25 protein-coding genes and 1 other annotated feature are annotated in these 25,137 nt (G+C 42.4%); of the genes, 23 read left to right on the plus strand and 2 right to left on the minus strand.

Going from position 1 to position 25,137, the window contains the following annotated elements; translation table 11 throughout:
* Positions 1-46 precede the first annotated feature (46 nt).
* From MKX35_RS06945 to MKX35_RS06965, 5 genes are all read left to right on the plus strand, one after another.
* Positions 47-376: a four-helix bundle copper-binding protein gene (locus tag MKX35_RS06945; protein WP_076300942.1), complete on the plus strand. Its 330-nt coding sequence runs from the start codon at positions 47-49 to the stop codon at positions 374-376.
* 206 nt (positions 377-582) lie between these two features.
* The gene (locus MKX35_RS06950; protein WP_076300943.1) at positions 583-3,015 is read left to right on the plus strand and encodes a heavy metal translocating P-type ATPase; all 2,433 of its coding nucleotides are present in this window, start codon (positions 583-585) and stop codon (positions 3,013-3,015) included.
* Positions 3,016-3,047: 32 nt separating this feature from the next.
* The gene (locus MKX35_RS06955) at positions 3,048-3,671 is read left to right on the plus strand and encodes a nitrite reductase (protein ID WP_076300944.1); all 624 of its coding nucleotides are present in this window, start codon (positions 3,048-3,050) and stop codon (positions 3,669-3,671) included.
* 238 nt (positions 3,672-3,909) lie between these two features.
* Positions 3,910-4,908, plus strand: coding sequence for a globin-coupled sensor protein (locus MKX35_RS06960; protein WP_042192005.1), 999 nt, complete (start codon positions 3,910-3,912; stop codon positions 4,906-4,908).
* A 6-nt stretch (positions 4,909-4,914) separates the two neighbouring features.
* Positions 4,915-5,559, plus strand: a complete 645-nt coding sequence (locus MKX35_RS06965) for a dihydrofolate reductase family protein (protein ID WP_341043985.1) — start codon at positions 4,915-4,917, stop codon at positions 5,557-5,559.
* A gap of 63 nt (positions 5,560-5,622) precedes the next feature.
* Here MKX35_RS06965 and MKX35_RS06970 read toward each other — a convergent pair whose 3' ends face one another.
* The gene (locus MKX35_RS06970; RefSeq protein WP_156113190.1) at positions 5,623-5,793 is read right to left on the minus strand and encodes a hypothetical protein; all 171 of its coding nucleotides are present in this window, start codon (positions 5,791-5,793) and stop codon (positions 5,623-5,625) included.
* Between the two features lie 209 nt (positions 5,794-6,002).
* Between MKX35_RS06970 and MKX35_RS06975 the strand changes: the two genes are divergently transcribed.
* From MKX35_RS06975 to arsC, 11 genes are all read left to right on the plus strand, one after another.
* Positions 6,003-6,263, plus strand: a complete 261-nt coding sequence (locus MKX35_RS06975; protein WP_143759589.1) for a hypothetical protein — start codon at positions 6,003-6,005, stop codon at positions 6,261-6,263.
* Positions 6,241-6,897, plus strand: coding sequence for a response regulator transcription factor (locus MKX35_RS06980; protein ID WP_076300947.1), 657 nt, complete (start codon positions 6,241-6,243; stop codon positions 6,895-6,897). Before MKX35_RS06975 ends, MKX35_RS06980 begins: the two co-directional genes overlap by 23 nt.
* A gap of 62 nt (positions 6,898-6,959) precedes the next feature.
* On the plus strand, positions 6,960-7,487 hold the full coding sequence (locus MKX35_RS06985) for a DinB family protein (protein ID WP_076300948.1): 528 nt from the start codon (positions 6,960-6,962) through the stop codon (positions 7,485-7,487).
* Between the two features lie 16 nt (positions 7,488-7,503).
* Positions 7,504-7,647 (plus strand): hypothetical protein, encoded by a 144-nt coding sequence (locus MKX35_RS06990; protein WP_179085821.1) that lies wholly within the window; start codon positions 7,504-7,506, stop codon positions 7,645-7,647.
* Positions 7,648-8,017: 370 nt separating this feature from the next.
* Positions 8,018-9,979, plus strand: coding sequence for an ABC transporter ATP-binding protein/permease (locus MKX35_RS06995; protein WP_076300949.1), 1,962 nt, complete (start codon positions 8,018-8,020; stop codon positions 9,977-9,979).
* A 27-nt stretch (positions 9,980-10,006) separates the two neighbouring features.
* Positions 10,007-10,675: a response regulator transcription factor gene (locus MKX35_RS07000; protein WP_042191977.1), complete on the plus strand. Its 669-nt coding sequence runs from the start codon at positions 10,007-10,009 to the stop codon at positions 10,673-10,675.
* Complete coding sequence (locus MKX35_RS07005; RefSeq protein WP_081383082.1) at positions 10,676-12,001, plus strand: sensor histidine kinase; 1,326 nt, start codon at positions 10,676-10,678, stop codon at positions 11,999-12,001.
* 49 nt (positions 12,002-12,050) lie between these two features.
* A complete protein-coding gene (locus MKX35_RS07010; RefSeq protein ID WP_305953498.1) occupies positions 12,051-12,599 on the plus strand; it encodes a GNAT family N-acetyltransferase in 549 nt (182 codons plus the stop codon).
* A gap of 82 nt (positions 12,600-12,681) precedes the next feature.
* On the plus strand, positions 12,682-13,008 hold the full coding sequence (locus tag MKX35_RS07015) for an ArsR/SmtB family transcription factor (protein ID WP_042191975.1): 327 nt from the start codon (positions 12,682-12,684) through the stop codon (positions 13,006-13,008).
* An 89-nt stretch (positions 13,009-13,097) separates the two neighbouring features.
* Positions 13,098-14,387 carry an arsenic transporter gene (locus MKX35_RS07020; RefSeq protein ID WP_076300950.1) on the plus strand — a complete coding sequence of 430 codons (1,290 nt, stop codon included), beginning with the start codon at positions 13,098-13,100 and terminating at the stop codon, positions 14,385-14,387.
* A gap of 21 nt (positions 14,388-14,408) precedes the next feature.
* Positions 14,409-14,828, plus strand: coding sequence for an arsenate reductase (thioredoxin) (arsC, locus tag MKX35_RS07025; protein ID WP_076300951.1), 420 nt, complete (start codon positions 14,409-14,411; stop codon positions 14,826-14,828).
* 89 nt (positions 14,829-14,917) lie between these two features.
* On the opposite strand, the gene MKX35_RS07030 is transcribed toward arsC, so the two are convergent.
* The gene (locus MKX35_RS07030; protein WP_076300952.1) at positions 14,918-16,129 is read right to left on the minus strand and encodes an oxalate decarboxylase family bicupin; all 1,212 of its coding nucleotides are present in this window, start codon (positions 16,127-16,129) and stop codon (positions 14,918-14,920) included.
* A gap of 171 nt (positions 16,130-16,300) precedes the next feature.
* Here MKX35_RS07030 and MKX35_RS07035 point away from each other — a divergent pair, with 171 nt between their 5' ends.
* The 7 genes from MKX35_RS07035 (at position 16,301) to MKX35_RS07065 (ending at position 25,018) form a co-directional block, all read left to right on the plus strand.
* Positions 16,301-17,155, plus strand: coding sequence for a copper amine oxidase N-terminal domain-containing protein (locus tag MKX35_RS07035; protein ID WP_076285520.1), 855 nt, complete (start codon positions 16,301-16,303; stop codon positions 17,153-17,155).
* A 49-nt stretch (positions 17,156-17,204) separates the two neighbouring features.
* The gene (locus MKX35_RS07040) at positions 17,205-18,761 is read left to right on the plus strand and encodes a hypothetical protein (RefSeq protein WP_076300953.1); all 1,557 of its coding nucleotides are present in this window, start codon (positions 17,205-17,207) and stop codon (positions 18,759-18,761) included.
* 68 nt (positions 18,762-18,829) lie between these two features.
* Positions 18,830-19,090 (plus strand) — a binding site (T-box leader).
* A gap of 74 nt (positions 19,091-19,164) precedes the next feature.
* On the plus strand, positions 19,165-20,844 hold the full coding sequence (locus MKX35_RS07045) for a glutamine--tRNA ligase/YqeY domain fusion protein (protein ID WP_076285518.1): 1,680 nt from the start codon (positions 19,165-19,167) through the stop codon (positions 20,842-20,844).
* A 56-nt stretch (positions 20,845-20,900) separates the two neighbouring features.
* Entirely contained in the window at positions 20,901-21,119 is a 219-nt protein-coding gene (locus MKX35_RS07050) for a DUF2933 domain-containing protein (RefSeq protein ID WP_305953500.1), read from the plus strand.
* A gap of 264 nt (positions 21,120-21,383) precedes the next feature.
* Positions 21,384-22,643: an Nramp family divalent metal transporter gene (locus MKX35_RS07055; RefSeq protein WP_042194556.1), complete on the plus strand. Its 1,260-nt coding sequence runs from the start codon at positions 21,384-21,386 to the stop codon at positions 22,641-22,643.
* An 81-nt stretch (positions 22,644-22,724) separates the two neighbouring features.
* Positions 22,725-23,345, plus strand: coding sequence for a TrkA C-terminal domain-containing protein (locus MKX35_RS07060; protein ID WP_256716426.1), 621 nt, complete (start codon positions 22,725-22,727; stop codon positions 23,343-23,345).
* 114 nt (positions 23,346-23,459) lie between these two features.
* Positions 23,460-25,018, plus strand: a protein-coding gene (locus MKX35_RS07065) for an IS3 family transposase (RefSeq protein WP_143759361.1) whose coding sequence is annotated in 2 segments (ribosomal slippage) — positions 23,460-24,093 and positions 24,093-25,018 — 1,560 coding nt in all. Because the reading frame shifts where the segments join, the coding sequence is not laid out codon by codon here.
* Positions 25,019-25,137 lie beyond the last annotated feature (119 nt).

Raw genomic sequence — 25,137 nt, forward strand, 5'->3', positions numbered from 1 at the left:
AGAGTAGGGGACTATACTAAATTACATCTTGAGAGGAGCTTTCATGATGTCATATCAAAACTACAAAGCGTGTATTGAAGAATGTTTAAAATGTATGGTGGCTTGTAATCACTGTTACTCATCTTGCTTGGAGGAAGATCATGTTGGAATGATGAAGGAGTGCATTCGCCTGGATCGTGAATGTGCGGAAATATGCGGATTCACTGCACATGCTCTGTCGATGAACAGTAAATATGCCAAGGCCTTATGTTTAGCTTGTGCAGAGGCTTGTGAAGCCTGCGGCAACGAATGTAAAAAGCATGACCATGATCATTGCCAGCAATGTGCAGAAGCATGTTTTGCCTGTGCGAAAATCTGCCGTGAAATGGCTGCTTAACTCAGTAGGACTCTCTTCAGAGAGGACGGATTCATGAGGGAGTTTTCTCAGAAACAGGATTTCTGTTACTGAGAAAACTCCTTTTTAAGTATTTAGAGTATAGTTTGTCGCTTGACATAATATAGGGTAGGGGGGTATACTAACATCAAGAAGAGGATGATGCAAACAATGGAAATCATCACAAAAGTGGAAGAGGTGTTTATATAATGACTACTGCTGCGGCGGGACAATCACAAACATCATTACAAATCACAGGGATGACTTGTGCTGCTTGTGCAAACCGCATAGAAAAAGGCTTGAACAAGTTAGAAGGTGTAACAGAAGCCAACGTAAACTTTGCAATGGAAAGGGCTACAGTGACTTATGATCCGAACATAGTGGACGTAAGTAAGATGGAAGCAAGTATTCAGAAGCTAGGGTATAGCACGGCTAAAGAAGCTGTAGATTTACAGCTTGTAGGTATGACATGCGCTGCTTGTGCATTGAAAATTGAAAAGACTCTGAATAAACTGCCTGGCGTAAGCACCGCTAGTGTGAACTTTGCGATGGAAACAGCACATGTCGAATATAATCCCGTTGAAGTTTCTGTATCTGACATGCAGAAGCGGGTGGAGAAGCTTGGATACAAGGCTGTTCCCAGACAAGAGCAAGGTGACCCAGCGGAACAGCGACAACAAGATTTATCCAAACAAAAACGTAAGCTGCTGATCTCCGCGATTCTATCGTTTCCACTGCTGTGGGCGATGGTGAGCCACTTTTCCTTCACTTCGTGGGTATGGCTGCCTGATCTTTTTATGAATCCATGGTTCCAATTGATTATGGCAACACCAGTTCAATTTTATATTGGTAAACAATTTTACATCGGTGCTTATAAAGCACTCCGTAACGGCAGTGCGAACATGGATGTTCTAGTTTCACTTGGGACCTCAGCGGCCTTTTTTTACAGCCTTTATTTAACCATTGTTTGGGCTGTCGATGGTGGGAGCGCGCATCATGGACCAGAAATGTATTATGAAACGAGTGCAGTATTGATTACTCTGGTTCTAATGGGAAAATTGTTCGAATCCTTGGCAAAAGGACGGACCTCGGAAGCTATTAAATCCTTGATGGGCCTGCAGGCCAAGACAGCTTTAGTTGTCCGCGACGGTGAAGAATTAAGCATTCCGGTAGAGGAAGTTATTACTGGTGATATAGTACTTGTTCGTCCAGGGAATAAAGTACCTGTAGATGGTGAAGTTCTGGAAGGGATCTCTTCAGTAGATGAATCCATGCTGACCGGAGAAAGCCTCCCTGTTGAAAAGAAAGCCGGAGATTCCGTCATTGGAGCGACGATTAATAAAAACGGTATGCTTAGAATCAAGGCAACAAAAGTAGGTAAGGAAACTGCTCTTGCGCAGATCATCAAAGTGGTAGAAGAAGCGCAAGGTTCAAAAGCTCCTATTCAACGGGTTGCTGACGTCATCTCCGGTATCTTTGTTCCTATCGTTGTTGGGATTGCCGTTATTGCATTTTTAGTGTGGTACTTCATCGTAACACCGGGTGATTTTGCAGGAGCTTTGGAAAAAGCAATCGCCATTCTGGTTATCGCTTGCCCTTGTGCTTTGGGTCTGGCTACGCCAACCTCCATTATGGCTGGTTCCGGACGTGCAGCTGAACTGGGAATCCTGTTCAAAGGCGGAGAGCATTTAGAGCAAACACATAAAATTGATACGATTATCTTGGATAAAACAGGCACAGTAACAAAGGGCAAACCTGAGCTTACCGATATTTTGGTCGAAGGCAACGAGACAGAATTTCTTAGACTGGTGGGTGCAGCCGAGAAGAATTCAGAACATCCACTTGCAGAAGCTATTGTCGCAGGCATCTTGGAAAGAAATATTGAATTGCCAGGGACAGAATCTTTTGAAGCTATACCGGGTTTTGGGATCAAGGCTGTCGTGGAAGGCAAGGAGCTGTTAATTGGTACTCGGCGTCTCATGGACAAATACGGTGTAGAGGCAAGTCATGCTTATAACATCATGTCTACTTTAGAAGAATCCGGTAAAACAGCAATGCTTGTGGCTATAAATAAAGGGTACGTAGGTATGGTAGCCGTTGCGGACACCATTAAAGAAACCTCTCAGGCTGCTGTCAGTCGCTTGAAAGGAATGGGAATCCAGGTCATCATGATTACCGGAGATAACGAACGTACGGCAAAGGCGATCGCTGCCCAAGTTGGCATTGATCATGTACGCGCTGAAGTGCTTCCAGAAGGAAAAGCGGAGGAAGTGAAAAAATTACAAGCGCAAGGAAAGATAGTAGCTATGGTCGGCGATGGTATTAATGATGCTCCAGCTCTAGCTACTGCAGATATTGGGATGGCAATCGGTACGGGTACGGATGTGGCTATGGAAGCTGCAGATGTTACTTTAATGCGAGGCGATCTATCCAGTATTCCTGATGCCATCTACATGAGCCGTAAAACGATGACTAATATTAAACAAAATCTATTCTGGGCGCTTGGATACAACTCCCTTGGGATTCCAATCGCAGCACTTGGTTTCTTGGCTCCATGGGTAGCGGGTGCAGCAATGGCGCTCAGTTCGGTTTCCGTTGTACTTAACGCGCTTCGTCTACAACGTGTGAAGATCCGTAACTAAATCGCTTGAGGAATGGAGACGGAGATAAGGATATGGGAGAGATAACGAAAATCGCAGTTGCGCCTCCAATTCAAGTGGGAGGAAGCCTGTTCACACCAGAGCAGCTTGCTACAATTGGAGCTATTGTAGGGACAAATGCAAGAATTGAAATGACATCTTTTAAACAGCTATATTTGGAGGTACCTCTGGAACATCGTGAAGAGATTGTGGAACAACTTGAGCGTACGGGCTTGGAAGTATATCCAGCGGGTTTTGTCACAAAAAGCCTGATTGCTTGTAATTTTTGTAAAGGAGCTGAGGAAGCAGGTCTGGCAGTTGCACAGAAATTAAATCAGTCCATCGCAGGGATTGAAACACCTATGCCACTGAAGATTGGTTATGCGGGCTGTGCACTCGGAACAAGCGAGCCTTTGTTGAAAGACATTAGTGTTGTCAAAATGCGTAATACCTATGAGGTTTTTATTGGAGGAGAACCTAAAGGACTTAAGACTTCAATCGCACAATCTCTTAGATCAGGGCTAAGTGAAGATCAACTCATTCCAGTGATTTTGTCATTGATTAACTACTATAAAGCCAACGCCAAAGGCAAAGAGAAATTCAGAAAATTCATTGACCGGATGACGATAGAATTGCTGCAACAAGTTGTTGCAGTGTAGGGTAAGGTTATAATTTTAAGAGGGGCTTCCTTTATAGGAGCTCCTCTTTTTAGTGTGATCTAAGAATAATGCTACGAAATGCAAAGTTTGTAAAATTAATAAACTATTTAAGTAAATAAAGTGTTAAAATTTATAAAAATAATACCTTTATTATCAAGATAAATAGATGCCATAGGGGATGGCATGGAAGATGCGATGATCATTATATAAACAGAATGAGAGGGAAGTTGACCAAATTATGATCAATCTTAGTTCAGAGCGACAACAGCAAGTTAGCTATATTGGGATTACTGAGGCTGATTTAAATGTATTGAAAAGTAAGGAGAAAGAATTCAAGCAAATCGTAAGCTCCCTTGTAGATGAATTGTATAAGCAGATGATAGAGGAACCTGAGCTACTTCACATCATTGAACAGCACAGTACGCTTGATCGATTGAAGGAAACGCAGCAGTGGTATTTTTTATCCATGGCCTCGGGTGTGATTGATGAAGCATTTATTGAAAGACGACTGCTTATAGGTAAAATTCACTCGCGTATTGGTCTGACAACGAATTGGTATTTAGGCACTTACATATTATATTTGGATCTCGCTACAGCTTATTTTGAACGGATATTACCGACTGATTGGAAACCCGTCATTCATGCATTAACCAAGATGTTTAATCTGGATTCACAGTTGGTTCTTGAAGCCTACGAAGTCGATGAAAAAGCAAAAATAGAAAATTTATTGGAAAAGCAAAACCATTTGCTTACAGGTGTTAGTTCTGCGGTTCAAGAATTAGTATCCTTAATGGTTCAACTGAAAGATAGCAGTGAATCCATCGAGGAATTAGCTAGTAAGAATGCTGATTATCAAGAGAAAACACATCAAACTGTGTTATATCTCGACAAAGAGGTAGAGTCTATTCATCAAGTGGGTACAATGATTAGGGAAGTAGCTGATCATACGCATCTTTTGGGCTTAAACGCGGCCATTGAAGCGGCAAGAGCAGGGGAGTACGGAAGAGGCTTTGAAGTCGTCGCGAATGAAGTTCGGAAGTTAGCTCGTCGTTCTAAGGATTCAATAGGAACGATTGATGAGAAGCTGAATAATATCAACTCCACACTGTCCAAGGTGAAAAAAGAATCGGAACACAATTCCATGTATTCTAGAGATCAGGTGAAGGGCTCTCAAGAACTGGCCTCCTTCGTGAATCTGATTGAAAAAGTGACCGTCGAGTTAGAAAACTTGAAATAATCAAGCATGTCCTCATATTGCGGATCGAATGTTATGTATTCATTTCTGGTACAAGGAGCGATGAGTGTGCCTGTAGATCATCATGAACAAGATGCAGAAAATTCATCTAGAAAGATTGTGGCAGGTTTATTCATATCGCTGGATGGAGTGGTAGACTCACTTGAAGCCTCACCTAAGAAGTGGGGGAGCAATGAAATGAATGAGACGATTGCTGCCGGTGTTGCACAGGCGGATACTGTAATGCTTGGACCACGTACTTACAAGATGTTAGCCCAGTTCTGGCAGCATCAGAGTGACAATCTACCCATGGCAAGATTCCTGAACCATTCTGACAAATATCTGGTCTCCAGTACGATTACGGAGGACATGCTCGAATGGCAACCTGCGAGCCTGATCAAGGGCAAGCTCTTCGAAGAGATAATGAAGCTAAAGCAACGGCCTGGAAAGAACATTCAGATCCCTGGTAGTCCGAGATTAGTCAGATCCCTATTACAAAATGGATTGTTAGATGAGCTTAGGCTTAATATCTGTCCCGTAGTCATTGGCTCTGGAATGCGTCTTTTTGACGAGATCACGAATCAAGTCCCACTTCATCTTGTGGACTCAAAAGCTTACAGTAACGGTGTAGTAGGCTTAACGTATCGCATATAATCTTTGAAATGAAACACTCCTTCAGAATATTCTGAGGAGTGTTTTTTTGTTTAACAGTGCGGTTTAGACGTCGGTTTTGGAAACACCGTTTAAGCTGGGAACATAATCGGCAGCTTTATCGATGTTTACCATCTGAGCCGCTTCATTAAAGTTATTGTTATTCTGTGCATTGTTTTTCTTACTTGGTTGATGTTTGCCTGGTTCACCTTTGGGACTGGCGTTATTTTTTGGCATGACATTCACCTCCATATTCTCCCCATAGTATGAGAAGGTAGTTTGAATTTTATGCCAGACAAGGAGGTGATGGGGTGCACGCGTTGTTTATAGATGAAGGAATATCATGCATAAAAGTATATTATTCCCTATTGAAATCATTTAAAATGGTAGAGAATACATGGCTCGAATTACAAATATGTATAATTTTGTTCTTCCGGGAGATTCAAATGAGAGTGAAACCCGTTATTTTTTCATATCAGGGCTACTTTGCAGTTTTTGCTTTCTTATCATTCATTTTGTGGGGATCATCATATCAGCATATGGGCTTGTCTGGCATCAAAGAGCGTGTAGCGAGTTTAGAAGGAAAATGTACGTTTAACTCGGAGAAGGGTAAAGGGTTGGAGGTTATTATTTATTTACCGACAACGACTTTTGTGGAGAAGAAAAATAGAGGAGGCGATGACGATGATACGTATCTTGTTGGTTGATGATCATCCTTCAGTTGGAGAAGGAACCAAGAATATGATTGAGCAGGATGCTGATATGGAGGTAACCTTTGTTTTGTCAGCGATGGAAGCTTTCGATATGCTGGAGCAGCAAGGATTTGATGTGATATTATGCGATCTTAATATGCCTACAATTAGCGGACTCGAATTCACCAAAAGAGCCGTTCAGCGTGATCCTGAATCTAAAGTGGTGATTTATACCGGATATGAAATCAGTGCGCATTATAACCTGTTGATGGAGTCAGGGGTTACAGGATTTATCTCTAAGACAGCTTCCAGAGAACAACTGTTAAATACCATTCGTTGCGCACTAAGAAATGAGGCTGTCATTCCAGTTTCTTTACTCAAGCAGCTGCGCAGAAGTGATATCAAGATATCCAATAACCGAGATAATCAGCTCATTGAAGAAGTATCTATTAATCAAAAGGAACAAGAAATACTCCAGGAAGTTGCCAGTGGAAAAAGTAACAAAGACATAGCCAGCAAGCTCTTAATGTCACAAAGGACAGTGGAGTATAATCTGACGAGAATCTTCGAGAAGCTGAGTGTGCATTCGAGATCAGAAGCTATCGTAGAGGGAAAACGGCTGGGACTTGTTAGAACGGAGCAATTTTGAGCTGGACAAATACATAGTCTTGTAAATTTACAAATTCGAAGATATGAAGGAGAGATCTCATAATGATCGACATGGACAAAATATATTTGATTACAGATATCCCCGGTTATTCACCACAAATTAGTCGTCTTTTATCCATGATGAACTACGCAAGACACACAACATTAGAGGCTGTTAAGGACTTAAGTGTAGACCAACTAGACTATTTATTGGATTCAGAGAGTAACTCTATTGGATCATTATTATTACATTACGCTGCGGTAGAATATGCGTATCAAGTGGCAACGTTTGAGGGAAGAGATTTGTCTGAGGAAGAATTAACAATATGGGGGCCAGCGTTAAGCTTAGGAGACGAAGGGCGAGCGATGATTAAAGGGAATGATCTTAACTATTATTTAGACCGTTTAAATGAAGTAAGAGAAAGAACGTATGCATTGTTCGCAACCGTTGATGATGACTGGTTATATACAGAAGAGGAATTCTGGCATAACAAACAGGCGAACTACTATTTCATGTGGTTTCATGTATTCGAAGATGAAATTAATCACAGAGGCCAAATTAGATTGATACGAAAAAGAGCGCTAGCTTAAAGAAAGGGGAGCATAAATGGAGTTCATAGAGAAGAGTATTAAGCCTTTATTTAACAAGTATCCGTTGCTCTCGAAATTTATCTTAGCAGTGCTAATCTTTGATATCGTCTATTACACAGGTAAAGAAGTTGGGCGAATTGCCTATTATATGACTCACTAAATCTTTATAAAATGTACCTAACAGAAAAAGGTGAATTCGACTCCATGCTGAGTGAGAATTCGCCTTTTTCTATGACTTGACCTAAAAATAAACGGAGGAGAGTTACGAAGGGGCAATTTGGAACTGTAGGAGCGGTAGCGACCGCCTTTGTCTCCGAATTTCATCCGCTAACAGCGGTACAATTCAGGAAATTTGGAGACAACAGCGGCCGGAAGTCCAAAAGTTCCCCGTAGTTACCACTTCCTCCTTAAATGTATTGTCTCAAGATGTGGAGGGATTCCAGTTCATTATCAGTTCACACAAATTTGTTAGGATTGGAAACATCAAAGGCAGAGAAAAAGAGCGTGACCCAGGAGAGGAAGAGATCGGAATGAACATATTAGAGGTTAAGAATGTTAAAAAATCGTATACTTTATATGGTAAGGAAAAGGTTCCAGTACTCCATGATGTGAATTTAAGCTTTGAGACAGGTGAATTTGTCTCCATCCTCGGTGAGTCTGGTTGCGGCAAGTCCACACTAATGAATATCATTGGTGGAATGGACTCTGATTATGAGGGCGATGTCCTTGTTCGCGGGAAGAATCTAAGCAAGATGACCGAAAAGGAAATGGATGATTATCGCAAGAACAACATCGGCTTCGTATTTCAAAACTTCAATCTGATTCCACACTTATCAGTCTTGGAAAATGTTACGGTTGCGATGCAGATGACGAATACAAGCGAGAAGGAACGTAATAAGCGTGCTATAGAGATTTTGACGGAGGTAGGATTAAAGGATCATCTGAAAAAACGTCCGAATCAACTGTCCGGTGGACAGAAGCAACGGGTATCCATCGCACGCGCATTGTCGAACAATCCAGATATTATACTGGCAGATGAACCTACGGGTGCGCTGGATAAGGATACAGGTGATCAAATCTTAGTTTTGTTGGACAGCATAGCGAAAAGAGGAATCTTGGTCATTACCGTGACCCACTCGCAGAAAGTAGCTGATTACGGTAGCCGTATCGTTAAGCTTGAAGAGGGATTGGTGAAAGACGATATTCATTTGAAGGAACGTTCCATGGCTACCTATGATGGGGGAGATGGTTCGGCCCGAAATCTCAGCTTAATGGCTTCTTTCAAAATGGCCCTTCAAAATATGAAGCTTAATGCCAAACGTAATGTATTGGTAGCTTTGGGTGGATCGATAGGTATTTTAAGTGTACTCTTGATGCTCTCCTTAGGAAATGGGATCACTAGCTATATTAATAATGAAATTAATTCAAGTATGGACCCTTTGCTGGTAGATATCACTAAGCCAAATCCAGAAGCCAAAGACATGAAAGGCCCAGAAGCGATGATGTTACCGGGTGTTTCGTTTACAAAGGCCGATGTTGAAACGATTCGTAACCTCCCAAATGTAGATCATGTGGAGACTATAACAACGATTACAGGTAAGTCTACTACGGTTTTTGGAGAACAAACGGGTAGTCTCACACAATTAACCACCTTAAACGATACATTTGATAAAGCGACAATTAAAGCAGGGACTTTACCGAAAGAAAATGAAGTGTTATTACCAACAAAAATAGCGAGTGAATTAAGTGGAAATGACCAACCAAATGCTATAGTAGGGAAGTCAATTTATCTGTATATTAATGAAATGGATGCTCATCATAAACCGCTAACGTTGGAAAAAGAAATTACGGTCTCTGGTGTTTATGAAGCCACTGATCCAAGAGCACAAATGTCACCAACAGGATTTATTCCAACACAGACGCTGGAGCAAATGTATACTGATAAAGGGATTACCATTGGTCCGATTCAGGTTAATGCTTTTGCAACGGATATGAAATATGTAAATGATATTAATAAAGCGGCTGTTGATGCGGGTTTCTCGGGCTCTCAAACGGCATCAATCATGGAGCGTATTACGACTTATGTGGATATGGCTACGATCGTTCTATCTGGTATCGCAGGGATATCACTCATCGTATCAGGGATTATGATATTGGTTGTACTTTATATTAGTGTAGTCGAACGGACTAAAGAAATTGGGATCCTTCGTGCGATTGGGGCAAGAAAGAAAGATATCAAGCGAATATTCTTTTCCGAATCCGCATTATTGGGAATATTTAGTGGTGTTTTCGCAATAATCTTTGCAGCGATCATTAGCTTTGGCTTAAATATACTTCTGGAAAATGCTTTTGGCGTAAAGCTTATTAACTTATCTGGATCTTATATCGTATTCGGATTAGTTGTAAGTACAGGGATCAGTATTATCGCTGGTTTGATGCCTTCATCGAAGGCTGCCAAGCTCGATCCAATGGAATCTCTACGATACGAATAAATATAATGTTGGAAAGGAAATTGATGTATGAGCACAATTCTAGTGGTTGATGATGATTCCCATATCCGTAAATTAATACGATTATATCTTGAAAAAGATCAGTTTTCCGTAGTGGAAGCGGAAGATGGTCAAATAGCATTAGACATTCTAGCTCATACAAAAATTGATTTAGCGATTGTGGATGTGATGATGCCTCATATCGATGGTATTGAACTGACAGAAGATATTCGATCTTATATTGATATGCCGATCCTAATGGTTACAGCCAAAGGAGAGTCTAAGGATAAAGTCAGAGGATTTAATGCGGGGTCAGACGATTATTTAGTAAAGCCGTTTGATCCCATTGAATTGGTACTGCGTGTGAAATCTTTATTAAAGAGATATCATGTAACCCCTTCGAATGTTATTCAATTAGGGGGAGTAACGATTGATCTAGGGAATTTAACAGTCGCTAATGCCGATCAAATGGTTGAATTGAAAAAGAAGGAATGTGAACTGTTATTTGCTTTGGCGGGTTCGCCAAGGCAAATATTCACCCGTACTCAGCTAATAGAGAATATATGGGGAATGGATTATGAAGGCGATGAGCGGACGGTTGATGTGCATATCAAACGATTGAGAGAACGTCTTGAACCCATCCCACAGTTCATTATTTCTACGGTAAGAGGACTTGGATATCGTCTGGAGCTAGCCTAGATGGTGAGAAAAAGTCTGCGTCTTCGAATCGTCGTTACGTTCATTGGTATTGTTTTAGTCAGTTTAATTATTTCCTTTTTTCTTTTTATGCAGTTTTCAGAAAAAAATAATACCCCAAACCATATGTTTATTAATATTGCTAAAGATATAGCAAAGGTGACAAATCTAATAGATGATCCGGAAAAAGTAAACGCATTTGCAGATCTGCTTAATCGATTTGGTATAGATATAGCGGTTGTTAATGAGCCAAGTGAATCTGTTTTTTCTTTAGACAAGGAGAAAGTTGCTATCTTATTCAATTCCAACACAACCGATGCGGTCTTTCTATCGGGTAGGGGTGGACTTGCTATCGTAGGGGTTCCTAAGATAGATGATGGAAAAGGTGCTTTCATTATTAAGATTGATTTTTCATCGACTGTAAGAGGCTTGAGAATTACGCTTCTGTTTACACTATTAGCTGTACTAATCATCGGAAGCTTGCTTATCTTGTTCATGTCCAGGTATATTGTGAAGCCTATTAAGAAGCTAACTGTTGCAGCGAAGGAAATGGCGTCAGGCAATTTATCTGTCCGATTGACTTATCGTAATAAAGATGAATTTGGTGAACTGATGGAGAGCTTTAATCGTATGGCAAGTGAGCTGCAGAAAATGGACTCAGTTCGTGATGATTTTGTCAGCAATGTTTCTCATGAAATGCAGTCACCGCTTACATCGATTAGAGGATTTACAAGAGCGCTGCAAGACGGTGTCATTCCATTAGAAGAGCAAAAAGAGCATCTGGATATTATCTATGAGGAAACCTTACGCCTATCTAGGCTTAGTGATAATCTGCTCCGATTAGCCTCACTCGATTCGGAACACCATCCGGTTAATCCCACCACATTCCAATTAGACGAACAATTAAGAAGAACGATCGTATTAGCGGAACCACAGTGGGCACGGAAAGATATTATGATTGAATTGGATTTATTGCCTTGCGAGATCACGGTAGATAAAGATTTATTTGATCAGGTCTGGCAGAACTTAATAAATAATGCTATAAAATATACGGGGCAAGACGGTACCATTCATGTTGAAATTGAGATGAACGCGCAATTTGTGAAGGTATATATCAAAGATTCTGGTAAAGGCATTCCTGAGGAAGCACTTCCGCTTATCTTTGATCGATTTTATATGGTGGAGAAAGCGCGTAGCAGCGCTCTTAAAGGGAATGGACTTGGACTTTCCATTGTGATGAAGATTCTGAAAATACATGATTGTAATATTGATGTGGAGAGTAAAGTTGGAGAAGGAACCCAGTTTGTTGTAACGATTCCTAGAACCTAAACCACATGAATAGTTAATGGGCTAAAGCTAAAGGCAAACTTTGAGGGGGATGATGATGCAAGATCTAAATCCTATCTATTTACGCGAATTGAAGCATATGGACTGGAAAGATGTTCATTCGTATTGTTCACAGGATCGTGTGTGCCGTTTTCAAGCCTGGGGTCCAAATACTGCTGATCAAACTCGTTCATTTGTGAGCCAGGCACTAGATGACTCTCAAAAAGTTCCCAGAACTCGGTTCGCGCAAGCCATAGTTGCAGTAGGAACTGAAAATTTGATCGGCATGGTTGAATTAAATATTAGAAGCCATACGGACAGAAGCGGTGAAATCGGCTATATTGTCCATCCTGATGTCTGGGGACAGGGAGTCGCTACAGCAGCAGCCGGACTAATGTTGAAGTTTGGTTTTGAAGAACTGCATCTACATCGAATATACGCGACCTGTGACCCTCGAAATAGTGGATCATCCAAGGTGCTCACCAAGATTGGCATGACCTATGAAGGCAGATTAAGAGATGCTTTACTCATAAAAGATGGCTGGCGAGATTCTTTAGTGTTTAGTGTATTGGAGCAAGAATGGGATAAGGAAGTGCGCTAAAATAAAGTCTTGCTTCTAAATGTCTAGTTCATTACAATATAAGTATTCGCTTATATAAGTGTTGAAAGGAGGAGAAGTAGGGATGCAGTCACTGACGGATATTGCAGATGATTTGAAGCTCTTAGGAGATAAGACGCGACTGGCCATGCTTTCACTTTTGAAAGAACGGGAATGGTGCGTGTGTGAATTCCTTGATATTTTTGATATATCCCAGCCGGCGATTAGTCAGCATTTACGGAAATTGAAGAATCGAGGGATCGTGAAAGAAAGCAAACGAGGGCAGTGGGTGCATTATTCATTAAATGTCGAGGATAAACCACATCTTAAGGCTGTTCTTCAACAAATGCCCAGCTCAGCCGCGATATTGGCTAGTTTGAATAAAGAAGTTAAAGCACCGTGCTGCGACTAAAATATAGTTGTAGTTTTTTAAAGTGTATATAACTATATAGTTATATGGTGATATAGGATTTATTCGTAGATTATAGGAGTGTTGAGAAAGTGGTCATTCTAGCCATACTTATTTTTATGGTAACTTTAATTTTTGTAATCTGGCAGCCTCGAAATTTATCGATTGGATGGTCAGCCTGCGGCGGAGCGATCATTGCTTTACTAGCTGGGGTTGTTAGCTTTAATGATGTCCTGGATGTAACACAGATGGTGTGGAATGCGACGTTGGCGTTTGTTGCAATCATTTTAATTTCCTTAATTTTAGACAGTATTGGATTTTTTGAATGGGCTGCTTTACATATGGCGCGAGCAGCACGGGGGAACGGAACACGAATGTTTGTCTATGTCATCGTTCTTGGTGCATTGGTTTCTGCCTTTTTTGCAAATGATGGAGCGGCGCTAATACTTACCCCTATTGTACTTGCTATGGTTAGAGCGCTGAATTTTGATGAGAAAAAAGTATTTCCATTCATTATTGCTAGCGGCTTTATTGCGGACACCACCTCATTACCGCTTGTGGTTAGCAATCTTGTGAATATCGTATCGGCTGACTTTTTTGGAATTACCTTTATGGAGTATGCGGGGAAAATGATTGTACCTACGCTATTCTCATTGATAGCGAGTATCGTGGTGCTTTATTTCTTTTTTCGCAAAAGTATTCCGAAGCGATTTAATGATTCCGAGCTAAAAGATCCGCAAGAGGCTATTAAAGATAAGAAGATGTTCCGTCTATCATGGATTGTACTGGCTATTCTTTTAATAGGGTATTTCGTTAGTGGATTCTTGAAGATTCCGGTATCAGTGGTTGTGGGAATCATTGCAATTTTGTTCATGCTCCTCGCGAGAAGAAGCCCTTCCGTCAAGGTGAAACAAGTGCTTACAGGAGCACCTTGGGCGATTGTGTTCTTCTCCATTGGAATGTATGTCGTGGTATATGGACTTCGGAATGCGGGTCTAACTGATCTACTCGCTAAGGCGATAGGAATGATTGCTGATCAGGGTCTATTCGCTGCAACTATGGGTATGGGGTTCATTGCTGCATTGATCTCATCATTGATGAATAATCTGCCTACTGTAATGATTGACGCACTCGCAATTGATGCAACGCATACAACCGGAGTTATAAAAGAGGCATTAATATATGCGAATGTTATAGGTTCAGACTTAGGCCCTAAAATTACCCCAATTGGCTCACTAGCAACGCTGCTGTGGCTCCATGTGCTTTCGGCCAAAGGTGTGAAGATATCCTGGGGAACGTATTTTAAGACGGGGATTATATTAACTATCCCAACGTTGTTTATTACACTTTTAGGTCTCTATCTGTGGTTGTTGATTACTTAATTTGAAAAGGGGAAGATCAGGATGAACAAGAAAACGATTTATTTTTTATGTACAGGAAACTCTTGCCGGAGTCAGATAGCTGAGGGCTGGGCGAAGCAATATTTAGGGGGAGAATGGAACGTGTACAGCGCTGGAATTGAAGCCCATGGTCTAAATCCAAAAGCTGTACAAGCTATGAACGAAGTAGGCATAGATATCACTGGACAGACCTCGGATATGATTGATTCTAATCTGCTGAATAATGCGGATCTAGTCGTTACGTTATGTGGGGACGCTGCGGATAAATGTCCAATGACGCCTCCGAAGGTCAAACGGGAACACTGGGGCTTCGATGATCCGGCAAAGGCGCAAGGGACCGATGAAGAGAAGTGGGCAGTGTTCCAGCGTGTGCGTGACCAGATTGAGGTAAGAATCAAACGATTTGCGGAGACCGGCGAATAGTTACCAGGTGAAGCATCCTATTCTTTTAAAAATATAAGAAAGTATAAGTTTCACACTATACCTTATCCTTATATTTCTGGCAAAAACGCTTATCGTCCTTTAGGGACGCCGGAGGCGTTTTTGCTTGTCTTAGGATATTTCACAACGGGCCATTTCACTTTCCTTAAGGCGTTCATTACCTCTGGTCCAACGTTCAGGTTACTTTGAACCAATTCATGGGGAGTGAGAGCCATCCATTGATTCAGAGAAACGTCGGCAAAACGATCGCTTTTGAACATTTCAAGGAACCATAAGGAGTCGTCGCCTGTATTCTGAATATAATGTCCAAACGCAAAAGGAACATATCCTACATCGCCTGCTCTGTAGTTGAAGGTGCGTGCTACACCATTTCCAGCGAATACGGTCATGCGTCCTTTTCCGGTAAGATAATACTGCCATTCATCGTTATTTGGATGCCAGTGCAGCTCTCTCATCCCTCCGGGTTCAATTTCTACCAATGCGGCAGCTACGGTTTTGGAGATGGGAAAGTTACTGGAATCGACAATTCTGACACTCCCGCCGGGAGTCTTCAGCGGAGGTTGAGTCAATAAGGAATGTTTAAAGGTTTGTGGGATCTCTCCGTATGGAGATTCTACCCTTTGACTTTGCAATGAACCCGGAACCTGATCCTGATAAATATAGACCTGTTCGGTGGGAATGGAGTCAAATGCAGCGGCAGGCACCCCAAAGTTAGCCGAAAGCACTTCTTTCGGAGTATGAGCAAACCAATCGGAAATGGACAAGGTGTTTAGATCAGAGAAACTTCCATCGTCGAATACAAGCAGAAACTCACAGCCTTCTTCAAGACCTTGTATAGAGTGGGGAATACCTGGCGGAAAATACCATAGATCACCTGGCCCCACATCTGCTATGAAGTTTCGACCATTTTGATCTACGGCAGTAATTCGAGCTCGACCTAGCAGCATATAAGACCATTCCGCTTGCTGATGCCAATGGAGTTCACGTACTCCACCGGGGGTTAGGCTCATGTTGACGCCAGCTAGTGTAGTGGCGATGGGGAGGTCTCTGACCGTCACCTCTCTCGACCAGCCACCATGATTAAGCTGCATGTGTGCATCGGAGAAAGAGAATTTTAAATTGGGGACGAGACCGGCATCGGTCACAGGAGGAACAAACATATCCGGATTCTCCAAATCCCGCATAATATCACGTGGTCCTTTATCTAATCCCCCTGCGCCATCGCTTCGAATGGGCTGAGGGATATTTGTCGTTCTTGACGAATCCTGTCCATCTGCAGTCATCCATCGCACTCCTTTCATGATTCTAAATAACTCAATGAAAATATATGCGGAATGCTGTCTTTTATGATGAATAGCAAAAGTGGAACAAGTTGACATGCGCAAGGGGATCATAGATTATTAACCTATAGAGGTTAAGGTTCCAGACGGAGTAGAGAGGGAGAGGGGTTTGAGATGAATCATATTAAGGAGTCCTTACAACGATTAGGGAAAATAAGAGCTTATGTCATAGGTCTATTAGTGATTATGTTCGCCGCGGGTTCTGCGGTTACACCTACATCGGTGTCGGCAGCTGTCCAGTTAGGGACTCAGGTAATGCCACTGTCATACGGGGGGTATTACGTCCTTTTTCCAGGTAAACTCGCTCCTTATTTTAAATCAGGTAAATTAATGGTGCCGATTCGGGCTTTTTCGAGTGCGATAGGTGCAGATTTGCTCTATGACGCATTAACGAACAGCGTTACAGTTTCACTACTGGATCGCTCTGTAGGGAAGATTAAAGCAGGGCAGCTAGAGGCAGAATTTAATGGAGAGACAGAAGATTCATTAGGCATCGCCCCAGAGATCAAGGATGGAATCCTGTTTGTTCCAGCATCCCCTATTCTAGAGGGGTTAAAGACATTTCGCTGGGAAACTCAGTTCAATAACGTGAATAAATTAACCCTTGGCATTGGCGCCAGAAAAGGGGAGGAATGGGCGAAGCCTGAGGCAGATCGTGCGCTCACGCCTTACCCAGTGGAGACGACAGCACATCCGTATCCGTTATATCCTTTTAAGCTAACACAAGCTCAATCCGGAAAAGAATTCAGACTAACCTTAGGCGTGCAAAATACCTCCGGCTTCGTCATCCCTAAAGGGAATGCGGAACTAGAGCTGGTGAGTGTGGACCGCAAGGGGAATTCTTACTACCAAACCTTAAAAGGACCTGATGTGTTAACCTCCAAGGCGGCATTGTTGTCATTTTCCGTTTCCATTCCTACAGAAGCTGAATACGTCATTTTCAGATCACGTACATTGAGAGCGGAATAAGTATCATAGGTGTTCTAACAAGATATACAGAGAGCAGGTTAAGAAATAGATGACAGGTAACGAAGGGCAGCACTATCGCTTCAGTGAAGCACCCATTTGGGAGTTGCAGCGGGCTTATTATGAAGAACAGGGATTAAAGGCTTGGAATAATGATCAGGTTCCGCAGTATATTACGAGTAATCCTATGATTGCGACAGCATATGCGGAAATGATCTTCGGATTCCTGCAAGATCGGGCTGGACAAGGACATCTCTCTGAAACAGTCACTATACTGGAATTGGGAGCTGGGGCGGGTCGGTTAGCGTTCCATATCCTTAAGAAGCTATGCGAAATCATAGATTATGCGGGGACTCCACTTCCTCCTTTTCGTTATGTGATGAGTGATTTACCCGTTAAAAATATAACCAGCTGGCAGCAGCACCCAAGCTTACTTCCATTCGTAGAGCAGGGTATATTGGATTTCGCACGATTTGATGCTGTACAGGATACTGAACTGTATTTAGTACAGGCTAAGCTCAGCATCAAACCTGGGGATTTACAGCAGCCGCTGCTGCTTGTGGCGAATTATTTTTTTGACAGTATCCCGCAGGAATTAATTTATGTGGATGAAGGTAAAATATTTGAATGTGAGGTGTCGATTCAGTATTCAGCGGATGCAGATTCGGACAACCCCTCAGATGTACTCGGCAAAATCATTCCTCAGTATCATTATCGCCGTGCGGCTAATTACGAAGCGGAGACCTATACCTATCATGACGTTATAGCGCTTTATCAGCAAAAGCTGGAGGATTCCCATATCCTGTTTCCGGTGGTGGGGCTTACATGTCTGGAGCGGCTTGCTAGGTTGTCTAAAGAAGGTTTCGTACTACTAACAGCAGATAAGGGAGATCACCGTATCGAGAATTGGGAATTTGCCGAGCCACCTGAGCTTATTCATCACGGAAGCTTCTCCTTAACGGCGAACTATCATGCGATTCAGCATGTGTTGGAGCAAAAAGGGGCTCAATCCTTATTTACCACACATCACTATAAAAACTTGAACATCGGATGTATTCTTATGCTGGACGCGCCGATGAGCTATACGAACACTCGGCTGGGCTACAAACGGTTTGTAGAGCGTTTTGGTCCGGATGATTTCTTCAGTATGAAGGAATGGGGCGACCATCAATTAGACGCTATGGAGATACAGCAAATTTTGGTCTTTTGGCGATTAGGCGGGTACGATGCGGAATGGTTTATCCACAGTGCTGAACGGATTTCTGAGCTATTACCCACTGCAAGTGATGAAGAAATGCTGGATCTTCAGCAGGGGATACGATTAATGTGGACAGGTTACTATCCGATGGTACAGAGCTATGACCTATCACTGGATGCCGGGTTACTGCTGTATGAAATGGATAAGTTCGAGGAGGCGTTAGCCTACTTAGAGCGGTCTATGCATGTCAATTCGGAAGAACCATTAGCCTCGGTGCTTTATAGTATGGCGATTTGTAATTATGAGCTTGGAGCTGAAGGGGCTGCACTGGATTACGCGCGTAGAGCTTTTGCTGTAGAGCCGGATAATGAAGTAGTGTTGGAACTAATAACGGCACTGAGCGAGGATTAAATCGTAAGAAGACAGAAGTACAGCACCATTTACACAGGACCATCTATTTGGTATCCTATACAAAATAATTAAACGCGATGACGAGAAGAGTAAATAAAATCATTCCTTCACAGAGAGCCCTGAATGATGAGAACAGGGTAAGGGAGATTTTATCGAAACAAGCCTCTGAGCGGCATATCGGAACCGATCGACGGGGATGGTATGACGGGAGCTCCTGTTATAGAGCTAGAGTATAAGCGCTGCGTAAGCTGCATTGCCGTACTTGATGAGATTAATATGGCGACATATTAATGAACCTGGGGTGGTACCGCGAGAATTTCGTCCCCAAGACCATAAGTCTTGGAGGTGAGGTTCTTTTTATTTTACAGAGGCGGATATCACTTATAAACAGGAGGTAATACCAATGAACAAGGAACCGGAAGTATTAGCAGAGAGTTACATCGACAGATTGATTCAAGAAGAGCTGGAAGCTGGGACTTACAGTAGAGATATTTGCACGAGATTCCCACCGGAGCCTAATGGGTATCTGCATATTGGCAGTGCGTATGCTATTCACACGAACTATACGACTGCGAAAAAGTATGGCGGGAAGTTCCATTTGCGGTTCGATGACACCAATCCTTTAAAAGAGGATCTGGAGTATGTAAATGCTATTTGCGAAGATATGTTATGGATGGGCTACCCGCCGGACCATACTTTCTACGGATCAGACTATTCGGAAAAAATATATAATAGCGCGGTAAAGTTAATTCAAAAAGGAAAAGCCTACGTCTGCGATTTATCACCTGAAGAGGTGTCAGCTTATAGAGGAACGCTTACGGAGCCGGGAAAGAACAGCCCTTATCGGGAGCGTTCTGTGGAAGAGAATTTGAAGTTATTCACGGAGATGAGGAATGGAGCCTATCCGACGGGAGCCAGAGTATTACGGGCCAAAATAGATATGAGCTCACCTAATATCAACTTGCGTGATCCAGTGATTTACAGAATCATTCATGCGGAGCATTATAGAACCGGCAACGATTGGTGTATCTATCCGATGTATGATTTTGCCCATCCTATACAAGATGCGATCGAAGGGATTACGCATTCCCTATGTTCCATTGAGTTTAAGGATCATCGACCACTGTATGAGTGGGTACTGAATGAACTGGATACCCCTGAGGCTCCAAAGCAAAGGGAGTTCGGACGCGTAAATATCACCGGCGTCGTTACTAGCAAACGGTATATTAGACAACTGGTTACAGGACATTATGTGGATGGCTGGGATGATCCAAGACTTCCAACGCTTCGCGGACTGCGGAGAAGAGGTTTTACGCCGGAGAGTATTCGGAATTTTGTGAAGGAAATTGGTTTTGTTAGAAATAGCACCATTGTAGATATTGCCATGTTAGAACATTCGCTTAGACAAGATTTGAAGGCGAAGGCAACTAGCGTGATGGCTGTTCTAAAGCCTCTAAAGGTGGTTATTACCAACTACCCTGAGAATCAAAGCGAATGGCTGAAGATTGAGAATAACAGTGAGGATAAGACGCTAGGGGAAAGGGAAGTTCCTTTTTCACGGACGCTTTATATTGAACAAGAGGATTTCATGGAGGAGCCACCCAAAGGTTATCACAGGCTGACTATAGGGAATGAGGTTAGGTTAAAGGGTGCCTACTTCATTAAGTGCAATGAGGTGCTCAAGGACGAAGTAACTGGAGAAGTTATAGAGCTTCACTGCACCTATGATCCGAGAACGAAGAGTGGAAGTGGATTTAATGAACGGAAGGTTAAAGCGACCATCCACTGGGTATCGGCAGAGCACGCGATCAAGGCGGAAGTTCATCTATATGAGCGGTTGCTAAAAGATAACGACGGTCCTAAAGAAGAGGATGAGCGCTGGGACGCGTATCTTAATCCAGATTCCCTAACCATTCTGAAGGACTGTTTGTTGGAGCCTTCCATGGCGAGTGCACTTCCAGAAGATAAATTTCAATTCATCCGGCATGGATTCTTCTGTGTGGATAAGAAATATACCTCAGCAGATAAGCTGGTACTGAACCGAATTGTGCCGCTGAAGGATACATGGAAGAAAAATTCGTAATTCACAGCACATCCTTTCTCCACAACTTTTCTTTATGATATAGAGGTCATAATGAAATTGTAGGAAGTAATGTTATGAATTGGTCTTGGGTAATCACATTGATCTGTCCTTTGATGATGTTATTTATGATGTTCGGACTGGGTGGGAAACATGGACACGGGCATGGGTCGAGAAAGCAAGCGTCGCCTGATTATCAAGAGCTTCAGAAAGAATTGAATGAGCTGAAAATGCAGAATGAACAAATGAGAAGAGATATTCAAAGTCTCACACCATAAGCTTTCGGAGTAATTGGCTTAAACCGGGCGAAGATCGGGTAATTCCTGATGTCGTCCGGTTTTTTTGTTCTTGGTCGTAGGTGGACAAGCATATGAAAATTTCTAATGAAACATATTTACATTTTTCAGAAATGAGCATATACTTTAAATATAAGTTGCACAGAGGAAACTTTCGTGTATATAGACAACTTTTTTTGGGCAAGAGGAGGAATGGACATGTTGGAACAAACTTTAATAGAAAAACCACATATAGAACAACCGCATATGAGACAACATAAAAACTCCATTTCGGCGCAAGCCGTACTTAATGGGGAGACCAAAGGAATTAAAAGATTACTTCCTTTCTTAGGTCCAGCGTTTATCGCTGCGGTTGCTTATCTGGATCCAGGTAATTTTGCCACCAACATTACGGCAGGTTCAAAATACGGCTATCTTTTATTATGGGTGATTGTAGCCTCGAATTTAATGGCCGTTCTTATTCAGGCGTTATCTGCCAAGCTTGGTATTGCTACAGGAAAGAATCTGCCGGAGATCGCTCATGATCGTTTTCCGAAGAGTGTATCGATCTTCTTATGGATTCAAAGTGAACTGGTGATTATAGCTACGGATCTGGCGGAGTTTATCGGGGCAGCATTGGGGCTTTATCTATTATTTGATATTCCCATGCTGCCGGCAGCACTCATTACTGCGGTCGGTTCATTTGCTATCCTAGAGCTTCAGCGCCGGGGTTACCGTTCCCTTGAGGCCGGAATTGCTGCAATGATTCTTATAGTTGTATTAGCCTTTGCTTTTCAAGTAATTGTAGCTAAACCGGATATGGGTGCTGTTGCTGTAGGCATGTTTACACCTAAGTTTGAAGGGGTGGATAGCATTCTTTTGGCCGCAGGAATTCTAGGCGCAACCGTGATGCCACATGCCATTTATCTACATTCATCACTTACACAGAACCGTATTGTCGGAGTAAATGAAGCGGAGAAGAAACAAATCTTTAAACTGGAATTCATAGATATTATTATTGCGATGATTATTGCAGGGGCAGTGAATCTGGCGATGGTTATTGTCTCAGCCGCATTATTTTTTAAAAATGGTATCGTGGTTGAGGATTTGGATGTTGCGTTTCAGCAATTTAGTCACTTAGCTGGACCCGTAACGGCGATCTCCTTTGGCTTAGGACTACTCATCGCAGGACTATCGAGCTCTTCTGTAGGAACTATGGCTGGCGATGTGGTAATGCAAGGCTTCATCAACAAAAGAATTAACCTGTACTTACGCCGTGCGATTACGATTATTCCACCTTTGGCTATCATTGGTTTTGGTGTAAATCCAACGAAGGCGCTCGTTATCAGCCAGGTGATCTTGTCCTTTGGGATTGCCTTTGCTCTGGTACCACTGGTTATGTTTACAAGCAATCGTCAGATTATGGGCGGGTTAGTGAATCGTAAGATGACAGCTGCTCTCGGCTGGCTTATCTCTGGTCTGGTTGTATCGTTAAATTTATTTTTGGTATATCAAATATTTGGATAAGGCAGGACATCTTTATTTGGTGAGTGAAAAAAGGTATACTTGAGCATGTTTATAATTCACGCCAGAGTAAGGAGATCGACAATGTCCATGCAAGAAATATCCGGTTATAAGTCTATAGCCCTTGATATTGCACAAAGAATTGTAAGCGGGGAATTTCCCGTACAGAGTAAGCTATCCGGGCGTTCTCTATTGGCAGGGCAATATCATGTTTCTCCCGAGACGATTCGTAAGGCTATGGGATTATTGAAGGATGAGAATATAGTGTTTGTTTCGCAGGGGAAAGAGATTATTGTCATCTCTGATCAAAAGGCGTATGAGTATATCACCAGGAATAACTATCTGAAATCAGCTTATTCATTGAAACAGGATCTACAGCAATTGTTGCTTGAAAAGAAGAAGCTCGACGGTAAATTTGAGAAGCTACTAACTGGAATTATCGAGGCATCAGACCGGATGAAGAATTTAAAGCCGTACCACCCGGAAGAAATTACAATCCATGAAGAATCACATGTGGTTGGCAAAACCATTGGAGCATTACAATTTTGGCAGAATACAGGGGCTACGATTATAGCGCTTCGCCGAGGTGCTGATATAACCATCTCTCCAGGTCCGCATGTCATACTCAGAGAAAATGATGTACTTGTAGCCGTTGGTGATGAGAAAATGTACCAAAGAACGGAACAATTTATCAATAAAAATTGAGAAAATCATTTATAATAATAGCTTGAAAAAGGCTATCCAGCGGGGGTTGATATGCTCCCCATATAGTAGACAGGCGAAATAATAAAAACCTGCTGCTGTATGGGGAGTATTTTTATGGAACAAAAGAAGTATACGGCACTCGAAAAATTAACGATTCTCCAAGAAATTGAACGGGGCGACATTGGTTTGAAAGCTGCGGCCCGAAAATATGGATTATCCAAAACCTCTGTAGTGAAGTGGCGGCAACGTTATCAATTGTATGGGTACGAAGGGCTGGAAGTTCGAATCCACAACCGTACGTATTCCGCAGAACTTAAACTCCATGCCGTTAAGGATTATCTCGAGGGAGGATTGTCACAAAACCAAATCATCTGCAAGTATAAGATTGCAAGTTCAACCCAACTTGCCAACTGGATTAGGAAGTATAATGGTCATAGCAACAGCTTAACAGCTCATTCAGGAGGATCTAAAGCTATGACCAAAGGACGCGTAACCACTTGGCAGGAACGGATAGATATCGTGCTGTACTGCCTTTCGAACGGAGAAGACTACACGAAGGCGGCAAGCCATTTTCACGTGTCTTACCAACAAGTATATAGCTGGGTAAAGAAGTACGAAGCAGGCGGTGAAGAGGCGTTACGAGACGGCAGAGGACGTACTAAAGCGCCCGAAGAACTTACGGAAGCAGATCGCCACAAACTCGCGATGCAAAAGCTGGAGTACGAGAATGCACGCCTGCGTGCGGAGAATGCTTTTCTAAAAAAGTTAGAGGAACTCGAAAGGAGGAGACGTTAAGAACCATTCGCCAGGAGATCATCTATCTGGCCATTCAAGCCGTTCAGCAGGAACAGTCTTGCTCCATTCGACTTATGTGTGAAATCGTAGGGATTTCACGGTCAAGTTACTATAAATGGTTGAATCGCAAACCCAGTTCCCGAGAGACCGAAAACGAGAAACTGACAGAGGCTATGCTTCTCTTGTATGAGAAGGTGGAACGAACCTTTGGGTATCGTCAATTGACCCTGCATTTGCGCAGACAAATGAACAAATCTATTAACGCAAAACGAGTATACCGGCTCATGAGACGCCAAGGTATCCAGTCTGTCATCCGCAGAAAAAGAAAGAAGTATGTAGGCTCCACGCCTCAGCAGGTCGCGGAGAATGTGCTGAACCGTAATTTTGAGGCGGAAGCTCCAAACCAAAAATGGGTAACGGATGTAACAGAATTCAAATACGGCAAGGGTAAGAAGGCGTATTTAAGTGCAATAAAAGATCTGTATGACAATTCCATTGTTGCTTACGTTCTGGGCCATTCCAATAATAATTCGCTAGTTTTTAACACGCTGGAATTAGCATTGCAGGCAGCGTCGGAGAGCCGAACCTTACTCCATAGCGACCGCGGTTTCCAGTATACCTCTCTGCATTTTAAGAAGATGCTGGACGATGCAGAACTGAAGCAAAGCATGTCCCGAGTAGGCTGCTGCATTGACAATGGGCCGATGGAATCCTTCTGGGGAACATTGAAATGTGAGAAGTACTACTTACATACCTACCAGACCTTTGAAGAACTCCAAACAGATATTGATACCTACATTCACTTTTACAATAACGAACGGTTACAGGCAAAATTAAACGGCCTCAGTCCCATTGAATTTAGGACTAAGGCCGCTTAAACTACTTTTATTTTTTGTACTGTCTACTTGACGGGGTGCAGTTCAGGTTATCACTGGATAGCCTTTTTTTATAATTAACATATTACAATTATTAACAAACAACTTATTGAACATATGTA

The organism is Paenibacillus sp. FSL R5-0923 (assembly GCF_038009145.1).
Classification (GTDB): Bacteria; Bacillota; Bacilli; order Paenibacillales; family Paenibacillaceae; genus Paenibacillus_AQ.